The organism is Methylobacterium indicum (genome assembly GCF_001043895.1).
GTDB classification, from domain to species: domain Bacteria; phylum Pseudomonadota; class Alphaproteobacteria; order Rhizobiales; family Beijerinckiaceae; genus Methylobacterium; species Methylobacterium indicum.
Genome location: NZ_JTHF01000056.1, coordinates 1 through 20,022, shown reverse-complemented (window position 1 = coordinate 20,022; position 20,022 = coordinate 1). Strand labels below are relative to the sequence as shown.

The following is a 20,022-nucleotide window of genomic DNA, read 5'->3' as shown; positions in this document are numbered from 1 at the left end:
GGGGCCGGCCGGACGAAACCGATCCTCCCCGGGCCCTCGCGCCCGGCCCGCGCGAGCGGTGCAGGCGCGAGGGCCCGGACTCGGCTTGCGGACTTGCGTTGCGGACTTGCGCGGACGGACCGGCTCCGCCATCCCGGCGCCCATGCGCGCCGTCCCCTCCCTGCCGATCGATGCCGTCCTCGGCGACCTCGCGACCGCCCTGGCGCAGCCCGCCGGCCGGCCCAACGCGGTGCTGGTGGCCCCGCCCGGCGCCGGCAAGACCACCCGGGTGCCGCTCGCCCTCCTGGAGGCGCCCTGGCGTGGCGACCGCCGGGTCATCCTGCTGGAGCCGCGCCGCCTCGCCGCCCGGGCGGCCGCCGAGCGCATGGCCGCGACCCTGGGCGAGCCGGTCGGCGAGACGGTCGGCCTCAGGGTCCGCCTCGGCTCCAAGGTCTCGGCCCGCACCCGGATCGAGGTCGTCACCGAGGGCGTCTTCGCCCGGATGATCCTGGACGATCCCGAGCTCGACGGCATCGCCGCCGTGCTGTTCGACGAGTTCCACGAGCGCTCGCTCGACGCCGATCTCGGCCTGGCCCTGGCGCTCGACGCGCAAGGGGCCCTGCGCGAGGACCTGCGCCTCCTGGCGATGTCGGCGACGATCGACGGCGCCCGGGTCGCCGCGCTGATGGGCGAGGCCCCGGTGATCGTCTCGGAGGGCCGGGCCTTCCCGGTCGAGACCCGCCACCTCGACCGCGATCCGCGAGAGCGCATCGAGGACGCGGTGACGGATGCGGTGATGCGGGCGGTGCGGGCCGAGCCCGGCTCGGTCCTCGCCTTCCTGCCGGGCCAGGCCGAGATCCGTCGCACCGCCGAACGCCTCGCCGAGCGTCTCTCCGATGTCCCCGAGGTCGACCTCGCCCCGCTCTACGGCGCCCTCGACCGGGCCGAGCAGGACCGGGCGGTGCGGCCGAGCCCGACGGGGCGCCGTAAGGTGGTGCTCGCCACCGCGATCGCCGAGACCTCGCTCACCATCGAGGGGGTGCGGGTGGTGGTCGATTCGGGCCTCGCCCGGGTGCCGGTCTACGAGCCGGATCTCGGGCTCACCCGCCTCGTCACCCAGCGCGCCTCCCGGGCCTCGGTCGACCAGCGCCGGGGCCGCGCCGGGCGCACCCAGCCCGGCATCTGCTACCGCCTCTGGTCGGAGGCCGCCACCGGCGCGCTCGAACCGTTCACCCGGCCCGAGATCCTGGCCGCCGATCTCGCCGGGCTGGTGCTCGACTGCGCCGCCTGGGGCGTGTCCGACCCGACGACGCTCCCCTTCCTCGACCCGCCCCCGGCCCCGGCGCTGGCCGAGGCCCGGGCGATGCTGGCCAGCCTCGACGCCCTCGATGGCGACGGCCGCCTGACCGCTGCGGGCCGGGCGCTGCGCGCCCTCCCCCTGCCGCCGCGCCTCGCCCGCATGGTGGTGAGCGCCGCCGCCCGGGGGCGGGACGCGGCCCGGGACGCCGCCGACCTCGCGGCGGTTCTGGTGGAGCGCGGCCTCGGCGGCGATGCCGTGGATCTCGCCGAGCGGGCCGAGCGCTTCCGCCGCGACCGCTCGGCCCGGGCCGAGGACATGCGCCGCCTCGCCGCCGGCTGGGCGAGGATCGCGCTGGCCCACGCCTCGCCCCCGGCCGCCGCCGACAGGCCCGATCCCGGAACCCTCCTGGCGCTGGCCTATCCCGACCGGATCGCCCGGGCCCGGGGCAAGGCCGGCGAGTACGTGCTGGCCAACGGCCGCGGCGCCGCCCTCGATCCCGCCGCCGCGCTCGCCCGCGAGCCGTTCCTGGCGGTGGCGGAGATCGTCGGCAAGGCCTCGGCCGCCCGCATCCTGGCCGCGGCGCCGATCACGCTCCCCGCCATCGAGGCGCTGTTTGCCGACCGGATCGAGGCCCGCACCCGGGTCGAGTTCGACCCCGAAGCCCGCGCCCTGCGGGCCCGGGCGCAGCGCCGCCTCGGCGCGGTCTCGCTCGCCGAGCGCATCCTGCCGGTCCCGGCGGATCCCGACAGCGCCGCGATCCTGGCCCGCGGCCTCGCCGCCCTCGGCGTCGCCGCCCTGCCCTGGTCCAAGGCGGCGCAGCAATGGCGCGAGCGGGTGATGTTTCTCCGCAGTGCCGAGGGCGAGCCCTGGCCCGACCTCTCGGACGCCGCCCTCGCCGAGACCCTGCCCGACTGGCTCGGGCCGCATCTGACCGGCCTCACCCGCCTCGACGAGATCGGCGCCGACCGGCTCTCGGAGGCCCTGCACGACCTCGTGCCCTGGTCCCTGCGCGCCCGTCTCGATGCCGAGGCGCCGACCCATCTCGAGGTGCCGACGGGCTCGCGCATCCCGGTCGACTACGCCGCCGAGGGCGGTCCGGCGCTCGCCGTGCGGGTCCAGGAGCTGTTCGGCCTCGCCCGCCATCCGACCATCGGCGGCGGCCGGGTGCCGCTCGTCCTCCACCTGCTCTCGCCGGCCCAGCGGCCGATCCAGATCACCCGCGACCTGCCGGGCTTCTGGCGCGGCTCCTGGGCGGCGGTGCGCGCCGACATGCGCGGCCAGTATCCCCGCCACCCCTGGCCCGAGGACCCGACCACCGCCCCGCCGACCCGGCGGGCCAAGCCCCGGGGGACGTGATGCACGCCGAGGCCGACAGCGCCGAGAAATGTCGCGCACCGTTTGTCGATTCTACATTTTGAGAAAGGAAATCGCAGCAAATTTGTGAGATTCGATGATGACACGAACAAGATCGCTTCATGCTGCCTGACGATCTCGACATCATCGCCGCCGACTGGACGTGGGAGACCGATGCGGCGTCGCGGCTGACCGTTTTGCACGGCCGGTACGCGACCCTGACCGGCTTGGCCGATCCGATCGGGAGATCGTGGCCCGGTCTCGACGGGGATGGACCGGGTGACGGGATGCTCGCGTGCCGGCGGCCGTTCCGGGATGTGGTCCTGCCGCACCGGCATCCCGATGGACGGACCCGCTGGTTCCGCTTCGGCGGCGCGCCGGTCGTCGGGCCGGACGGGACCTTTTCGGGGTGGCGCGGGATCTGCGCCGAGGTGCCGGAGCCGGCAGGCGCCGAGCCCGGCTTCGCGGAGCGGGCGCGCCGCTGCGAGACGGTGCTGGACGGCCTGCCCATCGGGATCAGCGTGTTCGACCCCGAATTGCGGCTGATCCTCGTCAACGACCGGCTGCGGGACATCTTCGGGCTGCCCGAGGAGCTGCTGCGCCTCGGCACCCCCCTCGAACGCATGATCCGCACGAGTGCCGCCGCCGGCAACTATCCGGGCCTGGACCCCGACGAGGCCTGGGCCTTCGTCTCCGAGCGCATCGCTCAGCGGGTCCGGCTGCAGCGCGAGCGGCATCTGCCGAACGGAGTCCTCCTGAAGACCACCATCACCCCGCTGCCGGACGGCGGCACGATGGTGATCCACGAGGACGCGACCGACCGGGCGCGAGCCGATCGGCGGCTCGCCGAGCAGAACCGCTGGCTCGACCATGCCCTGACCCACATGTCGCACGGGCTCGTGCTGTTCGACGCCGACCACCGCATCACCGTCGTCAACCGGCAGTTCCTCGACCTGTACGGCCTGTCGCCCGAGACGGTGCATCCGGGCATCACCGCCGAGGAGCTGATCCACCGCCGTACCGAGGCCGGCAACTTCCCGGGCCTCCAGCCGGAGGAGGCCTGGCAGCAGGTGCGAGAGCGGCTGGCGACCCGCACCCGCTATCGCCTCGACCAGACCCTCGTCGACGGTCGGGTGCTCGCGGTGACCTACGCGCCGACCCCGGAGGGCGGCTTCGTCACGGTGCACGAGGACGTCACGGCGGCCAAGCGCGCCGAGGCGCAGATCGTCCACATGGCGCGCCACGATGCGCTGACCGGCCTGCCCAACCGCGCCCTGCTCCACGAGGGCCTGGCGGAGGCGCTGGCGGCCGGCGGCGGGGTCGCCGAGGGCAGAGGCTTGGCGGTCCTGTGCCTCGACCTCGACCGCTTCAAGACGGTGAACGACACCCTCGGCCACGCCGTCGGCGACAAGCTCCTGCGCCTCGTCACCGCCCGGCTCGCCGCCGAGGTCCGGGACGAGGCGGGCGACGGGCTCGCGATCCTGGCCCGCCTCGGCGGCGACGAGTTCGCCCTCGTCCTGCGGCCGGCCTCGCGCTTCCGGGCCGGCCGCCTCGCCGGACGGCTGATCGCGGCGGTCGAGCGCGACTACGACATCGACGGCGCGCGGGTCAGCGTCGGGCTCAGCATCGGCATTGCCCTGGCGCCGGCGGACGGACAGGACCCGGAAGGGTTGCTGCGCGCCGCCGACATGGCGCTCTACCGCGCCAAGGGCGAGGGGCGGGGCACGCACCGCTTCTTCGAGCCCGCCATGGACGTCGAGGTCCAGGCCCGCCGCACCGTCGAGCTCGACCTGCGCACGGCCTTGGCCGAGCAGCAATTCGCCCTGGCGTTCCAGCCCTTCCTCGACCTCTCCGCCGACCGGATCGCCGGCTTCGAGGCGCTGGTGCGCTGGCACCACCCGGTGCGCGGCGTGGTGAGCCCGGCCGCCTTCGTGCCGATCGCCGAGGAGACCGGCATGATCGTGCCCCTCGGCGAGTGGGTCCTGCGCCAGGCCTGCCGCGAGGCGGCGCGCTGGCCGCGTTCCGTGCGGGTCTCGGTCAACCTGTCGCCGGTGCAGTTCCGCGGCGGCGACCTCGACGCCACCGTGATCGCGGCCCTGCGCGATACCGGCCTCGACCCGCACCGGCTCGAGCTCGAGATCACCGAGGGCGTGCTCCTGCAGGACAACGCCTCGACGCTGGCGATCCTGCACCGGCTCAAGGGGCTCGGGGTGCGCATCGCCATGGACGATTTCGGCACCGGCTACTCGTCGCTCGGCTACCTGCGCTCGTTCCCGTTCGACAAGATCAAGATCGACCGCGCCTTCGTGGCCGACCTCGCGGTGCGCCCCGACGCGCTCGCCATCGTGCGGGCGGTGACGACGCTGGCCGACAGCCTCGGCATGACGACCACCGCCGAGGGCGTCGAGACGCAGGAGCAGCTTGCCCATCTGCGGGGCGCCGGCTGCACCGAGGTGCAGGGCTACCTCGTCAGCCGCCCGGTGGCGGCGGAGGCGGTGGCGCCGATGCTGGCGGGCGACGGCGTGGAGATGGCGCGCCGATGCGGCTAAATAGAAATATGCCCTAAAATATTGACATTACAGTCGTTTTTTGAGCGCGGGATCCCCTCTCCCGTGTGGGAGAGGGGTAGGGGCGATCGGAGATCGCGCGAGGGTGACACGCTTCAGTGTAAACCGCTGAGCGTGGTGCTGGCAGCGCTACGGTTAGAGCCAGACTCAGAACCGTATCACCCTCACCCCTTTCCCACACGGGAGAGGGAGACCCGCGCAAGAACGAAAATCGCTTCGACGCTCGCAACGGGGTAGACGATCACCGCCTCGTTTCATCCGCCAGGGACCGCGAAGCCGGTGAAGAACTGATACCACCGGCCTCTTTTCTTTGCCGTTGCGAGAGTAGGAGCGGGCGTGTCCCTTGGCGTGCTGTCGCTGGGTGAAGGCGGCAGATCCCGCCTGCTACAGCCCCGTGAGGCGCGCGCAGGCGGGCTCCGCCGTTTTCGGTCAGCGACCGTTCCGAGGGACGCCTCCGGCGCCGATGGAGTAGTCTGGCGCCATGCAAACCCGGCTCGTCCTGGCTGCCCTCGCCTTGTCCTCGATCCCGACAGTGGGATGTTCGATGACGCACGGCAATCCGAAAGAACCCGCGAAGAATCCGCATCCGGTCAAGCGTTACGAGATCACCGCCACATCGCACACACCGGGACCGTGGGATGTGATCGAGGGCAACGTAGGGTACGAGGTCATCAACAAAGATTGCCTGCCGATGAACTCGTTTCTCGGTCAGCAGGATGTGCCAAACACGGGTGTCGTCGTTGCGATGACCCGTGTGGACGACCACACGTAGAGAGGGTATTTCTACCGTGATGCCTTGCGGGACGAGGATTACTACAAGCTCGGCCTGTGCCGCTGGGACGTGACCAGCGCGGGAATCTCCGCGGTCGCCGCGGGGGCCAGGTTCAACTGGAGCCACACGCTGAGGACGCTTTTGCGCGATGGCGTGCAGACGAGCTACTTCAAGAAGACCTCGTACGGCGATCCCGCCACCGCACGCTACGGTGCGCAAGCGCTGACAATCGGTGAGCCCGACGTGTCCCAGCGCCCCGACGCATATTTTCCCGTCACCATCGTCGTCGCCGGTGTTGCACCGTGAGGGTCTGTTTGATCGACTTGTCCTGTCGATCAAACAGGCTCTGGAGAATGCCTGCTATCTTGCATCGTCCGACCACCGTATCGGTCCGAGGATGCACCATTACAGTCCAGGACTGCATATCTAGATCAGTGTCCGATCGGGCTACGACCGGACACTGATCTAGACGCCCGATCCTGCCGCATTCTCCGCGGCGAACCGATCCCACGTCGTCGGAAAGCACTCTAGTGCCGCAGACCCGGCGCCTCCTGCCCGGTCTTCTCGACGTATTCCGTGTATCCGCCGCCATAAAGGTGGATGCCCTCGGGCGTCAGCTCCAGCACCCGGTTCGACAGGGCGGCGAGGAAGTGCCGGTCGTGCGAGACGAACAGCATCGTGCCCTCGTACTGGGCGAGCGCGGCGATCAGCATGTCCTTGGTGCCGACGTCGAGGTGGTTGGTCGGCTCGTCGAGGACGAGGAAGTTCGGCGGGTCGTAGAGCATCTTCGCCATGGCGAGGCGGGCCTTCTCTCCGCCCGACAGCACCCGGCAGCGCTTCTCGACGTCGTCGCCCGAGAAGCCGAAGCAGCCGGCGAGCGTGCGCAGCGAGCCCTGGCCGGCCTGGGGGAACGCCTCCTCCAGGAACTCGAACACCGTCTGCTCGCCGACCAGCGTGTCCATGGCGTGCTGGGCGAAGTAGCCGAGCTTGACGCTGGCGCCGATGGTCACGCTGCCCGAATCCGGCTCCGTGGTGCCGGTGGCGAGCTTGAGCAGCGTCGACTTGCCGGCGCCGTTGACGCCCATCACGCACCAGCGCTCCTTGCGGCGGATGCCGAAATCGAGCCCGTCGTAGATCGTGCGGCTGCCGTAGCTCTTGGAGACCGCCTTCAGGCTGATCACGTCGTCGCCGGAGCGGGGCGCGGCGGGGAAGTCGAAGGCCACGCTCTGGCGGCGCCGGGGCGGCTCGACGCGCTCGATCTTGTCGAGCTTCTTCACCCGGCTCTGGACCTGGGCCGCGTGCGAGGCGCGCGCCTTGAAGCGCTCGATGAACTTGATTTCCTTGGCCAGCATCGCCTGCTGGCGCTCGAACTGCGCCTGCTGCTGCGCCTCGTTCTGGGCCCGCTGCTGCTCATAGAAGGCGTAGTCGCCCGAATAGGTGGTGAGCGAACCGGCATCGATCTCGATGATCTTGCCGACGATCCGGTTCATGAAGGCCCGGTCGTGCGAGGTCATCAGCAGCGCGCCGTCGAAGCCCCGGAGGAAGTCCTCGAGCCAGATCAGGCTCTCGATGTCGAGGTGGTTGCTCGGCTCGTCGAGCAGCATCACGTCGGGGTTCATGAGCAGGATGCGGGCGAGCGCGACGCGCATCTTCCAGCCGCCCGACAGGGCGCCGACATCGCCCTCGACCATCTCGGGGGAAAAGCTCAGGCCCGCCAGCACCTCGTGGGCCCGGCCCTCCAGCGCGTAGCCGCCGAGCTCCTCGAACCGGCCCTGCACCTCGCCGTAGCGCTCGACGAGCGCCTCCATCTCGTCGGCCCGGTCGGGATCGGCGAGCGCCGTCTCGATCTCGCGCAGCTCGGCGGCGATCGCGCTCACGGGACCCGCGCCGTCCATCACCTCGGACAGGACGGAGCGGCCCGCCATCTCGCCGACATCCTGGCTGAAATAGCCGATGGTGATGCCGCGATCGGACGAGACCTGGCCCTCGTCGGGCTGCTCCTCGCCGGTGATCATGCGAAACAGCGTCGTCTTGCCGGCGCCGTTGGGACCGACGAGCCCGACCTTCTCGCCGCGCTGAAGCGCGGCGGACGCCTCGATGAAGAGGAGCTGGTTGCCGTTCTGCTTGGCGATCTTGTCGAGGCGGATCATGGGAGGCGGGGGTCCGAAGTGGAGGGCGCAGCGGATCGCGCGCGGTGTCGTTGGAGATGCATGCCACGGATTCGTGGCGGCGTGGTGTCGGGCGGGATTCTCGACCGGCTGATGCCGTCGTCGCACTTCATCCCATCCCCGACCTCATCCTGAGGCGTTGACCGATCGAAGATCGGCCGACCTCGAAGGAGGGCTCCAGGGATCGCGGTGCTTTCTGGAGGTCTCCTTCGAGGCCAGTCCATCGGTGATGGACCGACACCTCAGGATGAGGTCGCAGGTGGGATGGGCGCGTCGGAGCGCTCGGCCCCTAGGCCCTGTCCCGCCCGTCGACCACGTCGGTGGCGGCCCGGAAGGCGGCGTCGGCGTCCAGCGTCGTGGTGTCGATCACCACCGCGTCCTCGGCCACCCGCAGGGGGGCGGCGGCGCGGTCGGCGTCGCGGGCGTCGCGGCGCAGGATGTCGGACAGGACCGCCTCGTAGGCCACCGCCTCGCCGCGCCCGTCGAGCTCGCGGTGACGGCGCCGCGCGCGCTCCTCCGCCGAGGCGGTGACAAAAAGCTTCACGGCGGCGTCCGGGCAGACCACGGTGCCGATGTCGCGCCCGTCGAGCACCGCACCTTCGGCCGCCCCGGCGAAGCGCCGCTGCCAGTCGAGGAGCGCGGCGCGCACCGCTCCTTGCGCCGAGACGATCGAGGCCGCCTCGCCCATGGCGCTGCCGCGCAGGCGCGGATCGGCGAGGAAGCCGGCCTCGAGCCCCCGCGCCGCGGCCGCCGCGGCGTCGGCGTCGGCCAGGTCCTGGCCGGCATCGAGGAGCGTCAGCGCCACCGCCCGGTAGAGCAGCCCGGTATCGAGGTGCGGCAGGCGGTAATGCTCCGCCAGGCGCTTGGCCAGCGTCCCCTTGCCGGAGGCCGCCGGGCCGTCGATCGCGATCACCATCGGGCCGCTCACACGCTGAGCGCGGCGCCGAGCGCCCGCATGTCGGCGAGGAAGGCCGGGTAGCTCGTGGCGATCATGGCGCCGTCGTCGACCGTCACCGGCTTGCCTGCGACCATGCCGAGCACCAGGAACGCCATGGCGATGCGGTGGTCGAGATGGGTCTCGACCGTGCCGCCGCCCTGCGGCGCCGACCCGTCGCCGTGCACGATCAGGTCGTCGCCCTCGACGATGTGGGAGACGCCGTTGGCCTTCAGGCCGGCCGCCACCGCGGCGAGGCGGTCGGATTCCTTGACCCGGAGCTCGTGCAGGCCCTGCATCCGGGTGGTGCCTTGCGCGCAGGAAGCCGCCACGGCGAGCACCGGGTACTCGTCGATCATCGCCGGAGCCCGCTCGGGCGGCACCGCGACGCCCGTCAGGCGGCTGTGGCGCACCCGCAGGTCGGCCACGGTCTCGCCGCCCTCCTCGCGCTCGTTGAGGCGCTCGATGTCGCCGCCCATCTCGATCAGCGTGGTCATGAGGCCGGTGCGGAGCGGGTTCATCATCACCCCCTCGATCACCACCTCGGAGCCCGGCACGACGAGCGCCGCCACCATCGCGAAGGCCGCCGAGGACGGATCGGCGGGCACCACCACGTCGGTGGCGGTGAGGGTCGGCTGGCCGGTGAGCGCGATGCGCCGGCCGTGCCCGCCGGGGCCGATCGCCTCGACCTCGACATGCGCGCCGAACAGGCGCAGCATCCGCTCGGTGTGGTCGCGGGTCGCGGCGGCCTCGATCACCGTGGTGACGCCAGGCGCGTTGAGGCCGGCGAGCAGCACCGCCGACTTCACCTGCGCGGAGGCGACCGGGCTCTCGTAGGTGACCGGCACCGCCTCGCGGGGGCCGCGCAGGGTCAGCGGCACCCGGCCGCCCTCGGCCTGCTCCACCACGCTCACGCCCATCTGCACCAGGGGATCGAGGATCCGCCGCATCGGCCGCTTGCGCAGCGAGGCGTCGCCGTCGAAGGTCGCGGTGACCGGATGGCCGCCGACCACGCCCATCATCAGCCGCGAGCCGGTGCCGGCATTGCCGAAATCGAGCACGCCGGCCGGATCCGACAGGCCGCCGACGCCGACGCCGCGCACCCGCCAGCGCCCCTCCCCGTCCCGGTCGATGCCCGCGCCGAGCGCCTTGGCGGCGGCGGCGGTGCGCAGCACGTCGTCGCCCTCGAGCAGGCCCTCGATCCGGGTCTCGCCGAGGCTGAGCAGGCCGAGGATGATCGCGCGGTGCGAGATCGACTTGTCGCCGGGCGGCCGCAGCCGGCCCTTGAGGGCCGTCCCGGCCTGGGCGGTGATCGGGGACGGAGTGGAATCGTGCGACACGGGCAGACGGCCTGGTTCTCGAGAATCGCGAGGGACGCGCGGGAAAACGGCGGGGTCGTTACCACGGGCACGCCGCCCCGTCATCCGCTGGACACACGGCTATTTGACAGCGCTGGCGGGCGCGACTAACCGAACCCACTCTTAGCGACATCGACAGGAACGTGACCACCGTGGCCAGACCGGAACTCGGCTTGAAGCGCCAGTGCATGAGCTGCGGCGCCAAATTCTACGACCTCAGCAGGGATCCTGCCGTGTGCCCGAAATGCGGCACCGTCTATCAGGTCGCCGCCCTCACCTCCACCCGCGTCCCCGCCCCGGCGATCGCCAACCGCGCCCCGCGTGAAGAGGAGACCGAGGAGGAGGCCGGCGCCCCCGAGATGGTCTCCCTCGACGAGGTCGAGGCTGCCGAGGGCGGCGACGACGTGGCGGGCGACGACGATGCCGACGTGGCCGATGCCGGCGGCGACGACGACACCTTCCTGGAAGAGGACGAGGAGGGCGGCGACGACGTCTCCGACTTCATCGACAGCGATATCGAGAGCGACGAGGAATCCTGATCGCCGCGGGGGCGACAAGTGCCCGGTTGTCGCCCCAACTCGTTGATTGATCTCGGGAATTCGCGGCAGTCACGAAAACTTCGCGAAGACCCGCCCCGAGGGCTTGTGTCGAACGCCGCACCCTCATATACAGCCGCTCACCGGCGACGGCGCCCTCCCGGAGGGTGGCGGGCCGGTTCTCGGACGGATCCCAAACGTCCTTGGAGTGGGGCTTTAGCTCAGCTGGGAGAGCGCCTGCATGGCATGCAGGAGGTCAGCGGTTCGATCCCGCTAAGCTCCACCAAATCATTTCGGGCGCAGCCTGACGTGATGGCGATCGCTCCGCGATCATCGAGACGACCCGCGGCCCACCCAGTGCCGCGGATGAGGATGGGGCTTTAGCTCAGCTGGGAGAGCGCCTGCATGGCATGCAGGAGGTCAGCGGTTCGATCCCGCTAAGCTCCACCACATCATTTCGGGCGAAGCCTGACGTGATGACGATCGCTCCGCGATCATCGAGACGACCCGCGGCCCACCCAGTGCCGCGGATGTGGATGGGGCTTTAGCTCAGCTGGGAGAGCGCCTGCATGGCATGCAGGAGGTCAGCGGTTCGATCCCGCTAAGCTCCACCATCCCCTCCCTCTCGGAATCGATCGCAGCGTGATGCAAGGCTGCCCCGGCGGCCTCTTTGCCGTCCGGGATGTCGCGAAAATCCTCGTCCTCGGAATCGGTCCGGCCGGACCGGTGTGCCTCCCGCGTGGCGCCCTGCCGCCGGCAACCCGCCTCTTCGATCCGGGCCCGGAGCCCGTGGCGCTCGGTTCCCGGTGCTTTCCCGGTTTGCCGCGCATCGCGGATCCCGGCGGGCCTGCCCTCGGTGCCGATCCCGGCTGCCCCAGATGGCGGGACGGCCCGCGCACCCCGCGACGCAGCGACAATGATGCAATCGCCCATCACGGTATTTCGCGTCCTGGTACGTTCGGTTTTCGGCTTCGAAGAATAATTCATTCACGTCCCGGCGGTGCGGTGGTCGTGTCGGTCCCGGCCGGTACCGATACTGGAGCCTGGGATGCACCCGTGCGCCGCAGGATGGGCGGGGTTTTACTTCGATTTGTATCGCAAAAACTAACAAGAATTTACAGACCGAAACATCTAATCTTTTAAGTAACATCATGAACGTCATCGCTCTGTTCATGTTCGAACACAAACGATCGGGGATTTTTCGCGGTTGCGACGGGCAAACAAACTGCAGAATCCGGTCGATGCAGTGATTGAAGAAGCAGATTACCCTTGGTAACATGCCCGTCAGCGGAAACGTGAACGAGGGGATGTTAATGTTGACGGAGGCGCAGTGGGCTTTGCTCGCACCGTTGCTCGAAGGCTGCCGGCCCCGTGGCAAGACCCAGCCCCATGACCTGAAGCGCACCGTGGACGCGATCCTGTGGCGCCACTGGCACGACACCAACTGGCGCGCGGTCCCGGCCCAGTACGGTCCCTGGTGGATGGCGGCGCAGACCTTCATCCGCTGGTCGCGCCTCGGCGTGTGGGGGCAGCTCCTCACCCGGCTCGAGCAATCCTTCGTGGAGGCGGGCCTGCAGGTCCCGGGTATCGACCACGACGAGTTCGCCTATGGCGGCGCCCGCAAGAAGGAGCTCCAGGACAGCGAATTGCAGGTGCGCCAGATCGCCAACATGCTGCTCAGCGTGCAGCCGCAGGCGGCGGTGGCCTGACCCGCCGCCCGGGGAGCCGGCGCGCTCCCCCCGCTCCGGCTACGGAGGGCACCGTGTTCGTCTCCGTCAACGGCGTTCGCCTGTTCGTCGACGTGGAGAATGCCGGGCTGGTGCCCGAGGGCGACGCCATGCGGGAGAAGCCGACCTTGCTTCTCCTCCATGGCGGTCCGGGCTTCGACCATAGCGGCTTCAAGCCCCTGTTCTCCCGCCTGAGCGACGTGGCGCAGGTGGTCTATGTCGATCAGCGCGGCAACGGCCGGAGCGAGGACGGTGACCGCTCCGCCTGGACGCTCGCCCAATGGGGCGACGACGTGAAGGGCTTGTGCGATGCCCTCGGTCTCGTCCGGCCGATCGTGCTCGGGATGTCGTGGGGCGGGTTCGTCGCCCAATCCGATGCGACGCGCCATCCCGACCATCCGGGCAAGCTCGTCCTGGTGAGCACCGCCGCCAAGGTCGATTTTCCGGCGGTGTTCGCGATGTTCGGCCGCCTGGGCGGTCCGGAGGCCGCCCGCATCGCCGAGTCCTACTGGACGGACCCGACCGCCGAGCGGCGGGAGGCGTTCATCCGTGTCTGCCGGCCGCTCTACCGCCGTACCCCGGCGGACCCGGCCGAGCTGCGCCGCGTCCGGATCCGCCACGACACCGCCCTGCACTTCAACGGCCCGGCCAACGAGCAGGGCCGCATGGATTTTCGCTCCGCCCTCGCGGGTCTGCGCTGCCCCGTCCTCGTCATGGCGGGCGACCGCGACCCCGTCATGCCGATGAGCGTCAGCGAGGCCCTCGTCGCGGCCCTGCCGCCGGATCGGGTGCGGTTCGAGCGGTTCGCAGAGTGCGGCCACGGCGTGTTCGGCGACGCGCCCGAGCGCGCCGTCGCGGTTCTGCGGGAGTTCATCGGCACGGCGTGACGGCTCTCCGGCAGACGGCTCTCCGGCATGAGAGCGGCGCCCGATTGCAGCGCACGGTCCACGATACTGATGGATACGGTACGTTCGGTTCTCGGCCACTCGTAAGCCATCCCCCTTTCCCGGACGACTGAAGCGTCATTCGCTTCCGTCGTGCAGGTCCGTACCGGGCCCGGAAAGGGGTTGGCCCATCACGGAACGTCGGCCTCTCGGCATGCGCCTCCGTCAGTATCGTGGATCGTGGCATTGCGGACGTCTTCCGCGGCGGCTCCGGCGTGACATCGAAGGCACGGTCGTCTCACGCCCGCTTACGATCCGGGCACGCGGGAGCCCGCCCCTACTCCGCCGCCTCCCGCAGGCGTCCCGGCTCCTCCTTGTCCTCCGGCGCCTCGTCCTTCGTCTCCGGCCCGTGCCGGCGCCCGGACAGCCAGGTCGCGAGGGTGTCGAGGTAGATGTAGATCACCGGCGTGGTGAACAGCGTCAGCACCTGGCTGACCGCCAGCCCGCCGACCATGGCGTAGCCGAGCGGCTGGCGGATCTCCGAGCCGGTGCCGGTGCCGAACATCAGCGGGATGCCGCCGAGCAAGGCCGCCATCGTGGTCATCAGGATCGGGCGGAAGCGCAGCAGGGCCGCCTTACGGATCGCCTCCTCGGGGCCGATCCCCTCGGTGCGCTCGGCGACGATCGCGAAATCGACCAGCATGATGCCGTTCTTCTTCACGATGCCGATCAGCAGGATGATGCCGATCAGCGCGATCAGGCTGAAATCGTAGCCGAACCACAAGAGCATCGCGAGCGCGCCGACGCCGGCCGAGGGCAGGGTCGAGAGGATGGTCAGCGGGTGGATGTAGCTCTCGTAGAGGATGCCGAGGATCAGGTAGACCACCACCAGGGCGGCGACGATGAGCAGCGGCACCGTCGAGAGCGATTGCTGGAAGGCTTGCGCGGTGCCCTGGAAGCCGGTCGCCAGCGTCGCCGGAATGCCGAGATCCTTGGCCGCCTTGTCGATCGCCGCGGTCGCGGTGCCCAGCGCGACGTTGGGGGCGAGGTTGAAGCTGATCGTCACCGCGGGGAACTGGCCCTGGTGGCTGATCGAGAGCGGCCGCACCGGCACGGTGGTCCAGGTGGCGAAGGCCGCGAGCGGCACCTGGCCCCCGGTCGTCGGCGATTTCACGTAGATGTTGCGCAGGGAATCCGGGTTGCCCTGCAGTGCCGGCAGGATCTCCATGATCACGTGGTAGCTGTTGAGCTGGGTGAAGTATTGCGCCACCTGGCGTTGTCCGATCGCGTCGTAGAGCGTGTCGTCGATCGCTTGCGGCGTGATGCCGTAGCGCGAGGCGGCGTCGCGGTTGATCGTCAGCGTCAGGGTGGTGCCGTCGGTCTGCTGGTCGGTGGCGACGTCGCGCAGTTCCGGCAGAGTCTTCAGCTTCTCCAGGAGGCGCGGCGACCAGGTGTTGAGCTCGTCGAGGTTCGGGTCCTGGAGCGTGTACTCGAACTGGGTGCGCGAGGCGCGCCCGCCGGTGCGCACGTCCTGCGAGGCCTGGAGGAAGACCTTCACGCCCTCGATCTTCGCGAGCTTCGGCCGCAGCCGGCCGATGATCTGGAAGGCGTCGGCCTCCCGCTCGTCCCGGGCTTTGAGGGTGATGAACATCCGGCCGGAATTGAGCGCCTGGCCGCTGCCGCCGATCGACATCGCGACGCTCGCGACATCCGGGTCGGCCTGGATCACCGCGCCGACCGCGTGCTGGCGGTCCTCCATCGCGGCAAACGAGATGTCCTGCCCGCCTTCCGTGATGCCGACGATGAGGCCGGTATCCTGCTGCGGGAAGAAGCCCTTCGGAATCACCACGAACAGGTAGCCGGTGAGCGCTACCGTGCCCAGGAAGGTCAGGAACGTCACGACGTGGTGGCGGAGCGCCACGTCGAGGGCGGATTCGTAAGCCGACAGCATGCGATCGAAGACGCGCTCGCTCCAGCGGTAGAGGCGTCCGTGATGCTCGTTCGTGTGCTCCTTCAGGAAGCGCGAGGCCATCATCGGGGTCAGCGACAGCGACACGAAGGCCGAGACGCCGATCGTCATCGACAGCACCACGGCGAATTCGCGGAACAGCCGGCCGATGATGCCGCCCATCAGCAGGAGCGGGATCAGCACCGCGATCAGCGAGACCGAGATCGACACGATGGTGAAGCCGATCTCGCCCGCGCCCTTGAGCGCGGCCTGCATCGGCTTCATCCCCTCCTCGACGTAGCGGGCGATGTTCTCCAGGACCACGATCGCGTCGTCGACCACGAAGCCGACCGCGATGGTGAGCGCCATCAGCGACAGGTTGTCGAGGGTGTAGCCCGCCATCCACATCAGCGCGCAGGCGCCGAGCAGCGCCAGCGGCACCGTCACGCTCGGGATGATGGTGGCCCAGACCGAGCGCAGGAAGACGAAGATCACCATCACCACGAGCGCGATGGTGAGGAGCAGCGTGAACTGCACGTCCTCGACGGCGGCGCGGATGGTCTGGGTCCGGTCGCTCAGCGTCTGGACCTTCACGCCCGCCGGCAGCGAGGCGGTGATGCGCGGCAACTCCGCCTTGATCCGGTCGACCGTGTCGATGACGTTGGCGCCGGGCTGCTTGAAGATGACCAGGAACACGCCGCGCTGGCCGTTGGCCCAGGCCGCCTGCTTCACGTCCTCCGGCCCCGCCACCGCCTGGCCGATGTCGCGCACCCGCAACGGGGCGCCGTTGCGGTAGGCGATGATGACGTCGTTCCAGTCCTTGGCGCGGGTGAGCTGGTCGTTGGCGTAGACCGTGTAGCTGCGGGTCTGGCCGTCGAAGCTGCCCTTCGGGCTGTTGACCGTGGTGATCGACAGCTGGGTCCGCACGTCCTCGAGCGACAGGTCCTTGGCGACGAGCTTCGCCGGGTCGATCTGCACCCGCACCGCCGGCTTCTGCTGGCCGCCGATCAGCACTTGGCCGACGCCCGTGACCTGGCTGATGCGCTGCGCCAGTTGCACGTCGGCGGCGTCGTCGACCTCGGTCAGCGGCAGGGTGTCGGAGGTGGCCGAGAGCAGCAGGATCGGCGAATCGGCCGGGTTCACCTTGCGGTAGGTCGGCGGGCTCGGCAGGGTCTTCGGCAGCTGCCCGCCGGCGGCGTTGATCGCCGCCTGGATGTCGTTCGCCGCCCCGTCGATGTTGCGGCCGAGGTCGAACTGCACGGTGATCGACGAGATGCCTAGAGCGCTCGTCGAGGTCATCTGGCTGACGCCGGGAACCTGCGCGAACTGTCGCTCCAGCGGCTGGGCCACCGTCGAGGCCATGGTCTCGGGGCTGCCCCCGGGCAGCTGCGCGGTGACCTGGATCGTCGGGAAATCGACCTGCGGCAGGGGCGCGACGCCGAGCAGCGGATAGGCCACGATCCCGATGAACAGGATCCCGGCCATGATCAGCGAGGTCGCGATCGGAAAGCGGATGAAGTAGCCGGAGATGCCGCCGCGCGCGGTCTCCCCCTGCCCGGTGCCGAGCTGCATGTCAGCGCGCCTCGCTCTGGGTCAGGGCGGCGTTGTCCGCCTGGCGTGCGGGCGCCGCGGGCGTCGCCTCGGCGACGAGCGCGCCCTCCTGCACCCGCGACTGGCCGCGCCAGACCACGGTCTGGCCCGGCGACAGGCCCTTGAGCACCTGGCTGCGGCCGTCGTTGGAGCGGCCGACGCTGATCGGCTGCATGTGGGCCTTCATCTGGTCGTCGACCACGAAGGCGTAGAGCCCGTTCGGCCCGTGCTGCACCGCGTCGTCCGGCACCGTGACGGCGTCCGGAATCGTGCCGGTGCGCATCTTGGTCGAGACCGAGACCCCCGGCCACAGGGCGTGGTCCTTGTTGGCGAAGGAGGCCTTGAGCCGGATCGTCCCGGTCGCCGTGTCGACCTGGTTGTTGACGAGGTCGAGCCGCCCCTCGGACAACCGGGCCATCCCGTCCGTGCTCCAGGCCTCGACCGGGACCGTGCCGGCGGCGAGCGCCCGCATCACCTCGCCGAGCTGCTCCTCGGGCGCGGTATAGACCACGAAGATCGGCTCGACCTGGGTGATGGTGACGATCGCGGTCTGCTGCGCGGCGTTGACGATGTTGCCGACGTCGATCAGCCGGAAGCCGGTGACGCCGTCGATCGGCGCCTGGATCGTCGCGTAGGAGAGTTGCGTCGCCGCGTTGTCGATCGCCGCCTGGTCGCCGGCGATCTGGGCGGTGAGCTGGTTGACCGTGGCGCCCTGCGTCTCGGTCTGCTGGCGCGAGGCGTAGTCGCCGAGCTTGGTGTAGCGCTCCAGGTCGGCCTTCGCGTTCTTCACGTTGGCCTCGTCCTGGGCCTTCTTCGCCCTGGCCTGATCGAGGGCGGCCTGGTAGGGGCGCGGATCGACCTGGGCGAGGAGGTCGCCCTTCTTCACCACCTGGCCTTCGCGAAAGCCGATCTTCAGGATCTCGCCGTCGACCCGGCTGCGCACCTGCACGGTGTTGTAGGCCTGCACCGTGCCGAGGCCGGACAGCACCACAGCGAGGGGCCCCCGCTCGACCCGGGCGAGGGTCACCGGCACCGGGGCGGGGGCGCGGGCGGCCGGCTTCGCCGCGGCCGCCTGCTCCCGGTTGTGCCACGCATAGGCGCCACCGGCGCCGGCCAGGATCGCCAGGGCGACGAGCCACCCGCCGCGCCGGCGTTTCCGTGCGTCAGCACCCTGTTCTGATCTCATCGGCCGCACGCTTCCACTCGGGCGTCGTCCGGCAACGCGAGAGTGTCCCGCCGGACGACGCGGCAACGTCGAAGACCGGACATGGCGCACGGTGTGCGAGACTCCAGTCTATGCCGGTCGCGACGCCTGTCACAGGGCCGCCGGGGCGGCTGCGCGGGCCGGCATCCTTCGAGCGTATGCCACTCGACTGTTTCTCGCGTGTGCGAGAGCCGTGCGTCGTCTCCGCGCGGCGGACAAGGCTGACCGATCGTCGGCGCGGGGCTCGCCGGAACCTGTGCGGGAGGGAAAACGGTGTCGGGGTGACGGGGGCCGGCACGGCGGCCGGCCTCCCGTCCTCGGCTTCGGGCCGTCAGACGCCCTCGAGTCGTCGGCGCCCTCGGCAGTCAGGCACGCCCGTGCCGTCAGGCACGCCCGTGCCGTCAGGCACGCCCGTGCCGTCAGGCACGCGCCATGGCGTCGGCCTTGCCGATCAGCGCCTCGGCCATGCGGATCGACGCGATGTCGATGAGGCGCCCGTCGAGGGAGACGGCGCCGCGGCCGGCCTTGGCGGCCTCCTCCATCGCCGAGAGGATGCGGCGCGCCTTGGTCACCTCGGCCTCGCTCGGGGTGAAGACCTCGTTGGCCAGCTCGATCTGCGAGGGGTGGATCGCCCACTTGCCCTCGAAGCCCAGAGCCGCGCAGCGCCGCGCCGCCGAGGTGTAGCCGTCCGGGTCCGAGAAGTCGCCGAACGGGCCGTCGATCGGGCGGAGCCCATAGGCGCGGCAGGCCACCAGCATCCGGTTCTGGGCGAACAGCCACGGATCCTGCCAGTGGGTCTGGCGGCCGCCGGTCTCGTCCTTGTCGGTGAGCACCGAGTAATCCGGGTTGACGCCGCCGATCACGGTCGAGCGGGCGCGCAGCGAGGCGGCGTAGTCGGCGACGCCGAAGGACATCGCCTCGAGGCGCTTCGAGGACTGGGCGATCGCCTCGACATTGGCCATGCCGAGCGCCGTCTCGATCAGCACCTCGAAGCCGAGCTTCTTCTCGCGGCGCTTCGCCTGCTCGATCTGCGTCACCAGCACGTCGATCGCGTAGACGTCCTGCGGCACGCCGACCTTCGGGATCAGGATCATGTCGAGGCGCGGGCAGGCCTCGACGATGTCGACCACGTCCCGGTACATGTAATGGGTGTCGAGGCCGTTGATGCGGATCATCATCGTCTTCGTGCCCCAATCGATCTCGTTGAGGGCCTGGACGATGTTCTTGCGCGCCTGCTCCTTGTCGTCGGGGGCGACGGCGTCCTCGAGGTCGAGGAAGATCACGTCGGCCGAGGACTTGGCCGACTTCTCCATGAAGGTCGGGTTCGAGCCCGGGACCGCCAGCTCGGAGCGGTGCAGGCGGGGCGTGGCTTGCTGGACGAGGGTGAAGCTCATTTTGGGTTTCCTCCGTGGAAAGAGTTTGGCGTTCCGTCGGGGACGGATGCAACGTGGCGGAAGGTGGGGGGCGCGGGGCTGTGCGGGATGAAGGAGAGGCGCGGGCTCTCCCCCTCTCCCCGCGGGCGGGGAGAGGGCCGTGTCTCTGTCCAAGAGACACGGCAAGCGGAGGCGAAAGCCGGAGCGAGGGTGAGGGGGTCTCGACGAGTGAAACTCCTCCGGAAACACCCCCTCACCCTCGCCCTTCGGGCTTGCTGTGTCCCCGACAAGGGGGACACAGCCCTCTCCCCGCCCGCGGGGAGAGGGGA

The 20,022-nt window shown here is 70.3% G+C and carries 13 protein-coding genes and 3 tRNA genes; 10 read left to right on the top strand and 6 right to left on the bottom strand.

Features of this window, described 5'->3' with window-relative positions; translation table 11 throughout:
• Window positions 1-142: 142 nt before the first annotated feature.
• The 4 genes from hrpB to QR78_RS35710 all read left to right on the top strand — a co-directional run bounded on the left by hrpB (window position 143) and on the right by QR78_RS35710 (window position 6,277).
• Window positions 143-2,635, top strand: a complete 2,493-nt coding sequence (hrpB, locus tag QR78_RS07180) for an ATP-dependent helicase HrpB (RefSeq protein ID WP_048426813.1) — start codon at window positions 143-145, stop codon at window positions 2,633-2,635.
• Window positions 2,636-2,754: 119 nt separating this feature from the next.
• Entirely contained in the window at window positions 2,755-5,181 is a 2,427-nt protein-coding gene (locus QR78_RS07175) for a putative bifunctional diguanylate cyclase/phosphodiesterase (RefSeq protein WP_053220833.1), read from the top strand.
• A gap of 562 nt (window positions 5,182-5,743) precedes the next feature.
• Window positions 5,744-5,971 carry a hypothetical protein gene (locus QR78_RS35715; RefSeq protein WP_202972678.1) on the top strand — a complete coding sequence of 76 codons (228 nt, stop codon included), beginning with the start codon at window positions 5,744-5,746 and terminating at the stop codon, window positions 5,969-5,971.
• Window positions 5,972-5,995: 24 nt separating this feature from the next.
• Window positions 5,996-6,277 (top strand): hypothetical protein, encoded by a 282-nt coding sequence (locus tag QR78_RS35710; RefSeq protein ID WP_202972677.1) that lies wholly within the window; start codon window positions 5,996-5,998, stop codon window positions 6,275-6,277.
• A 221-nt stretch (window positions 6,278-6,498) separates the two neighbouring features.
• Here QR78_RS35710 and QR78_RS07165 read toward each other — a convergent pair whose 3' ends face one another.
• The 3 genes from QR78_RS07165 to aroA form a co-directional block, all read right to left on the bottom strand.
• On the bottom strand, window positions 6,499-8,121 hold the full coding sequence (locus QR78_RS07165) for an ABC-F family ATP-binding cassette domain-containing protein (RefSeq protein ID WP_048426812.1): 1,623 nt from the start codon (window positions 8,119-8,121) through the stop codon (window positions 6,499-6,501).
• A 307-nt stretch (window positions 8,122-8,428) separates the two neighbouring features.
• The gene (cmk, locus tag QR78_RS07160; RefSeq protein ID WP_048426811.1) at window positions 8,429-9,055 is read right to left on the bottom strand and encodes a (d)CMP kinase; all 627 of its coding nucleotides are present in this window, start codon (window positions 9,053-9,055) and stop codon (window positions 8,429-8,431) included.
• A gap of 8 nt (window positions 9,056-9,063) precedes the next feature.
• Window positions 9,064-10,413: a 3-phosphoshikimate 1-carboxyvinyltransferase gene (gene aroA / locus QR78_RS07155; protein ID WP_048426810.1), complete on the bottom strand. Its 1,350-nt coding sequence runs from the start codon at window positions 10,411-10,413 to the stop codon at window positions 9,064-9,066.
• A 170-nt stretch (window positions 10,414-10,583) separates the two neighbouring features.
• Here aroA and QR78_RS07150 point away from each other — a divergent pair, with 170 nt between their 5' ends.
• The 6 genes from QR78_RS07150 to QR78_RS07125 all read left to right on the top strand — a co-directional run bounded on the left by QR78_RS07150 (window position 10,584) and on the right by QR78_RS07125 (window position 13,581).
• Window positions 10,584-10,970, top strand: a complete 387-nt coding sequence (locus QR78_RS07150) for a TIGR02300 family protein (RefSeq protein ID WP_048426836.1) — start codon at window positions 10,584-10,586, stop codon at window positions 10,968-10,970.
• A gap of 207 nt (window positions 10,971-11,177) precedes the next feature.
• Window positions 11,178-11,253 (top strand) — tRNA-Ala (locus tag QR78_RS07145).
• A gap of 88 nt (window positions 11,254-11,341) precedes the next feature.
• Window positions 11,342-11,417: transfer RNA gene (locus tag QR78_RS07140), tRNA-Ala, on the top strand.
• Window positions 11,418-11,505: 88 nt separating this feature from the next.
• Window positions 11,506-11,581 (top strand) — tRNA-Ala (locus QR78_RS07135).
• A 693-nt stretch (window positions 11,582-12,274) separates the two neighbouring features.
• Window positions 12,275-12,676 carry a transposase gene (locus QR78_RS07130; protein WP_158004015.1) on the top strand — a complete coding sequence of 134 codons (402 nt, stop codon included), beginning with the start codon at window positions 12,275-12,277 and terminating at the stop codon, window positions 12,674-12,676.
• A gap of 53 nt (window positions 12,677-12,729) precedes the next feature.
• On the top strand, window positions 12,730-13,581 hold the full coding sequence (locus QR78_RS07125) for an alpha/beta fold hydrolase (protein ID WP_048426808.1): 852 nt from the start codon (window positions 12,730-12,732) through the stop codon (window positions 13,579-13,581).
• 334 nt (window positions 13,582-13,915) lie between these two features.
• Here QR78_RS07125 and QR78_RS07120 read toward each other — a convergent pair whose 3' ends face one another.
• The 3 genes from QR78_RS07120 to QR78_RS07110 all read right to left on the bottom strand — a co-directional run bounded on the left by QR78_RS07120 (window position 13,916) and on the right by QR78_RS07110 (window position 19,714).
• Window positions 13,916-17,098, bottom strand: a complete 3,183-nt coding sequence (locus QR78_RS07120) for a multidrug efflux RND transporter permease subunit (RefSeq protein ID WP_048426807.1) — start codon at window positions 17,096-17,098, stop codon at window positions 13,916-13,918.
• A gap of 1 nt (window position 17,099) precedes the next feature.
• Window positions 17,100-18,302, bottom strand: a complete 1,203-nt coding sequence (locus tag QR78_RS07115; RefSeq protein ID WP_048426806.1) for an efflux RND transporter periplasmic adaptor subunit — start codon at window positions 18,300-18,302, stop codon at window positions 17,100-17,102.
• A 437-nt stretch (window positions 18,303-18,739) separates the two neighbouring features.
• On the bottom strand, window positions 18,740-19,714 hold the full coding sequence (locus QR78_RS07110) for an HpcH/HpaI aldolase/citrate lyase family protein (RefSeq protein WP_048426805.1): 975 nt from the start codon (window positions 19,712-19,714) through the stop codon (window positions 18,740-18,742).
• Window positions 19,715-20,022: the final 308 nt, after the last annotated feature.

Bases quoted from the DNA above. Each gene is read 5' to 3' on its own strand.
- QR78_RS07120 (WP_048426807.1), bottom strand. From the start codon at position 17,098: ATGCAGCTCGGCACCGGGCAGGGGGAGACCGCGCGCGGCGGCATCTCC.
- QR78_RS07110 (WP_048426805.1), bottom strand. From the start codon at position 19,714: ATGAGCTTCACCCTCGTCCAGCAAGCCACGCCCCGCCTGCACCGCTCC.
- QR78_RS07115 (WP_048426806.1), bottom strand. From the start codon at position 18,302: ATGAGATCAGAACAGGGTGCTGACGCACGGAAACGCCGGCGCGGCGGG.
- QR78_RS07175 (WP_053220833.1), top strand. From the start codon at position 2,755: ATGCTGCCTGACGATCTCGACATCATCGCCGCCGACTGGACGTGGGAG.
- QR78_RS07130 (WP_158004015.1), top strand. From the start codon at position 12,275: ATGTTAATGTTGACGGAGGCGCAGTGGGCTTTGCTCGCACCGTTGCTC.
- hrpB (WP_048426813.1), top strand. From the start codon at position 143: ATGCGCGCCGTCCCCTCCCTGCCGATCGATGCCGTCCTCGGCGACCTC.
- QR78_RS07165 (WP_048426812.1), bottom strand. From the start codon at position 8,121: ATGATCCGCCTCGACAAGATCGCCAAGCAGAACGGCAACCAGCTCCTC.
- QR78_RS35715 (WP_202972678.1), top strand. From the start codon at position 5,744: ATGACGCACGGCAATCCGAAAGAACCCGCGAAGAATCCGCATCCGGTC.
- cmk (WP_048426811.1), bottom strand. From the start codon at position 9,055: ATGGTGATCGCGATCGACGGCCCGGCGGCCTCCGGCAAGGGGACGCTG.